This window comes from Streptomyces sp. HSW2009, assembly GCF_040240285.1.
Lineage (GTDB): Bacteria > Actinomycetota > Actinomycetes > Streptomycetales > Streptomycetaceae > Streptomyces.
Genome location: NZ_JBEHZD010000717.1, coordinates 1 through 3,297 on the forward strand (window position 1 = coordinate 1; position 3,297 = coordinate 3,297).

Annotated in this window: 5 protein-coding genes and 1 pseudogene; 3 read left to right on the forward strand and 3 right to left on the reverse strand. The window is 76.0% G+C overall.

Annotated features, from left to right (window positions below):
• On the forward strand, nucleotides 1–427 hold a 427-nt coding region (locus AAHZ94_RS31200), incomplete at its 5' end, for a beta propeller repeat protein (RefSeq protein WP_502964837.1).
• A gap of 69 nt (nucleotides 428–496) precedes the next feature.
• On the opposite strand, the gene AAHZ94_RS31205 is transcribed toward AAHZ94_RS31200, so the two are convergent.
• Nucleotides 497–796: a YciI family protein gene (locus AAHZ94_RS31205; RefSeq protein ID WP_349997079.1), complete on the reverse strand. Its 300-nt coding sequence runs from the start codon at nucleotides 794–796 to the stop codon at nucleotides 497–499.
• 89 nt (nucleotides 797–885) lie between these two features.
• Between AAHZ94_RS31205 and AAHZ94_RS31210 the strand changes: the two genes are divergently transcribed.
• Both AAHZ94_RS31210 and AAHZ94_RS31215 read left to right on the forward strand, forming a co-directional pair.
• Nucleotides 886–1,692 (forward strand): endonuclease V, encoded by an 807-nt coding sequence (locus AAHZ94_RS31210; RefSeq protein ID WP_349997080.1) that lies wholly within the window; start codon nucleotides 886–888, stop codon nucleotides 1,690–1,692.
• A 49-nt stretch (nucleotides 1,693–1,741) separates the two neighbouring features.
• A complete protein-coding gene (locus AAHZ94_RS31215) occupies nucleotides 1,742–1,906 on the forward strand; it encodes a hypothetical protein (RefSeq protein ID WP_349997081.1) in 165 nt (54 codons plus the stop codon).
• Between the two features lie 193 nt (nucleotides 1,907–2,099).
• Here AAHZ94_RS31215 and AAHZ94_RS31220 read toward each other — a convergent pair whose 3' ends face one another.
• Nucleotides 2,100–2,738 carry a DUF1203 domain-containing protein gene (locus AAHZ94_RS31220; RefSeq protein ID WP_349997082.1) on the reverse strand — a complete coding sequence of 213 codons (639 nt, stop codon included), beginning with the start codon at nucleotides 2,736–2,738 and terminating at the stop codon, nucleotides 2,100–2,102.
• 186 nt (nucleotides 2,739–2,924) lie between these two features.
• Nucleotides 2,925–3,297: pseudogene (locus AAHZ94_RS31225) on the reverse strand (saccharopine dehydrogenase); the annotation flags it as partial.

The following is a 3,297-nucleotide window of genomic DNA, read 5'->3' on the forward strand; positions in this document are numbered from 1 at the left end:
GCACTCCGCCGACCGCGGGCTGACCTGGAAGGTGGCGCAGGCCCCCATCCCGGCCGGCGACCCGGCCCGCGGCGTCTTCGGGCTCGCCTTCCGCGACGCCAGGAACGGCCTGGCCGTGGGCGGCGACTACCGGCCGGGCGAGCCGTCGCCCCTGACCGCGGCCACCACCAGGGACGGCGGTGCCAGCTTCACCCCGGCCGGGAAGCAGCCGCCCGGCTACCGCTCCGGCGTCGCCTGGGTGCCGCACACCCGCACCGCGGCCCTGGCCGTCGGCCCCACCGGCAGTGAGCTCACGCTGGACGGCGGCCGGCGCTGGCACACCTTCGACACCGGCTCCTTCGACACCGTCGACTGCGCTCCCGACCTCGGCTGCTGGGCCGCGGGAGAGAAGGGGCGGATCGCCCGCCTGGGGCTCGGCGGTCGCTGACCGCGCCGCACGGTCGCCGGCCGTGCCGCCGGGCCGGGGTCCGGGTCGCGCCACGGGGCGCGGCCCGGATCAGGCCGGCGGCTGCTGCCGGTAGTCGGCGAGCGCGGGCCCGGTCTTGGTGGCCACGAACTCCGTGATCCGGTACGTGGCGACGCCCTCCACAGTGAACGGATCGGCCGCCACCACCTCCTCGATGCCCGCCCGGTCCGTGCCGACGGCGATGATCACGCCGCCGTCGCGCGGCTCCTTGCGGCCGGAGGCGATGAAGGTCCCCGCGTCGTAGTGCGTGGTCAGCCAGTCCACGTGGACGTCGAGCAGGGCGTCGATGCGCTCCAGCGGAGCGGTGTAGGTCAGCTCAAGTACGAACATGCCCGCCAGGCTAACGCCGGGCGCCCCGCCGATGATCGCCGCGGCCGGTTCCGGGCAACCGTTCCGCCTCCCGTAGCGTGCTCCCTGCCATGAGACCCAGCACTCCTGCGTCGTCCCCCGCCCCCCAAGCCCCGCCGGCCGTGGCCCAGGTGCCCGCCGACTGGCCGCGTACCGAGGCCGAGGCCACCGCCGTTCAGGAACGGCTGCGCGCCGGCGTCGACGCGACCAGCACCGCCTTCGCACCCGGCGCGCCCGGTGTGGTGGTCGGCGTGGACGTGGCGTACGACGACGCGCGGGACCTGGTCGCCGCGGCTGCGGTCGCGCTCGACGCCCAGACCCTCACGGAGGTCGCCCGGGCCACGGCGGTCGGCCGGGTGACCTTCCCTTACGTGCCGGGGCTGCTGGCCTTCCGGGAGGTACCCACCGTGCTGGCCGCCATCGAGCGGCTGGGCCACGCGCCCGACCTGGTGGTCTGCGACGGCTACGGCCTCGCCCACCCGCGCAGGTTCGGGCTGGCCAGCCACCTCGGGGTGCTGACCGGGCTGGCCACCATCGGCGTCGCCAAGAACCCCTTCGCCTTCCGGTACGACCCACCGGGCCCGGGCCGCGGCGCGAGCGCGCCCCTGTGGGACGCGACAGCAGGTCAGGCCGAACCCGGAGCGGCAACCGAGCCAGCAGCCGGGGCAGGGGAGGGGGCGGAGGAAGTGGGCCGGGCACTGCGCACCCAGCCGGGCGTGAAGCCGGTCTTCGTCTCGATCGGCCACCGCATGACCTTGGACGCGGCCTGCGCCCACACGCTGCTGCTCAGCCCCCGCTACCGGCTGCCCGAGACCACCCGGGCGGCCGACGGCGCGTGCCGCCGCGCCCTGGCCGCACTCGCCGCCGAGCACGGCTAGCGACACCGGCCGCTCGGGGTGCCGACGCGTTTATCGGTATCTTGAGGGCATGGCAGAGCATGACTACCAGTCGATGAACCGGTCCCGTTGGCAGCGCCGGGTGGACCCGATCGTGGCCACGGTGCTGATGATCGGCATCGTGTACGGCGCGTTCTGGCTGACCTGGCAACTGTGCACCTCGTACGCGGGCGTGATCAGCAACCTGTGGGACTGAGCCCCGCCACACCGCCCCCAACCCACCGATCGGCCCCGACCCGCCGGGCCACCTCGCCGCACCGGACGGCCCCGATCCAACGGGCCGCCCCGGCTCGCCCGACCCACCCTGGCCTACCTGGCCTACCTGGCCTACCTGGCCTACCCGGCCACCCCGGCCCGCCAGGCCGTCCAGTCCCGAGGGGCCGGGAGGCTCACGCGGCCTCGGCCTCGCCCACCCGTCGGGTCTCCGCGTGGAAGCAGCCGAACTCCACGGCCCTGATGTGCACCGCGGCCACCCGCGGGTCCTCGTACCAGGTGGCAAGCGCCTCCTCCACGCTCTCGCCGTGGTCCGCGCTCCCCTCGATCAGCAGCCGCCCGCCGAGTATCTGGCCGGTGGCCCCGTAGGCGCGTAGCACCCGCCGCTCGCCCCGCATCGGCTCCGGATAGCGGCCCGCAGCCGCCGCCGCGTCCGGGGTCCAGCCGCCACACGGCTCGGGGTGGATGAAGACCGGACCGATCTCGTTGTACGCGCCCGGGTCGGCGCCCGTCTCGGTGGCCCAGCGGCGCAGCGGCGCGTACGAGACGAGCAGCATCCGCTCGCCGGGCTCGCTGCGGCCCAGGCAGCAGCGGAGGGGTGTGCCGCCGTTCTCACTGACGTGAATCCGGGGCGCCTCGCCCGCGTCGTCGCGCACCCGCAGCGCGCTCACCACGTCGGGGGCGATGGCCCGGATCTCGTAACGGGGCGGCGCCGCAGGGGTGGGCGCGGCTGCGGCGGTGGTGTGGTGAGCGCGCTGGGTGCGCTCTGCGGGTTGGGTGTGCTGGGTGTGCTGGGTGTGCGTCTCGGTGCTCATGGCACCATCGTGGCCGTCGGCGGACGGCGGTTCTGGCGGATATCGGACATCGCGTTCGGGGGGACGGCCGACCACTCTCGGTCCCCGTCCCTCAGCCCCCTACCCCCAACTTCCTCAGCCCCAGCCTCCCCTGAGGCCCCGCCCCCTTGGCCCAGCCTCTGCCCCGCAACCCCGGCCTCTGCCCCCTCAGCCCTTCGCGACCACCCGGAAGACCAGCCCGGCGCTGATCAGGCGGGCGGTGAGGGCCTCGCCCATCGCCGTGGCGGGCGTGACCTGGCCCGCGGTGGTCGGTAGGTCGTCCAGGGCCAGACACAGCGCGGCCTCGGCCAGCATCTTCGCGGTCTCCGCGTAGCCCGGGTCGCCGCCGGAGACCTCGGTGACCACGCGCCGCCCGCCGCCGCGCCCCACGAAGCGCACCGTGAACCAGCTCTCGGCCCGCCGCCGGGCGTCCGGCCCGTCACCCGGGTCGCGGCGCCCGGCGCGCCCGGTCCGTACCGGCGGCCCCAGCCCCGCCCCCGCCCACGCCCCCGCCCCCGCCCCCCCGGCCCCCGCCCCCCGC

Bases quoted from the DNA above. Each gene is read 5' to 3' on its own strand.
- AAHZ94_RS31220 (WP_349997082.1), bottom strand. From the start codon at position 2,738: ATGAGCACCGAGACGCACACCCAGCACACCCAGCACACCCAACCCGCA.
- AAHZ94_RS31210 (WP_349997080.1), top strand. From the start codon at position 886: ATGAGACCCAGCACTCCTGCGTCGTCCCCCGCCCCCCAAGCCCCGCCG.
- AAHZ94_RS31205 (WP_349997079.1), bottom strand. From the start codon at position 796: ATGTTCGTACTTGAGCTGACCTACACCGCTCCGCTGGAGCGCATCGAC.
- AAHZ94_RS31215 (WP_349997081.1), top strand. From the start codon at position 1,742: ATGGCAGAGCATGACTACCAGTCGATGAACCGGTCCCGTTGGCAGCGC.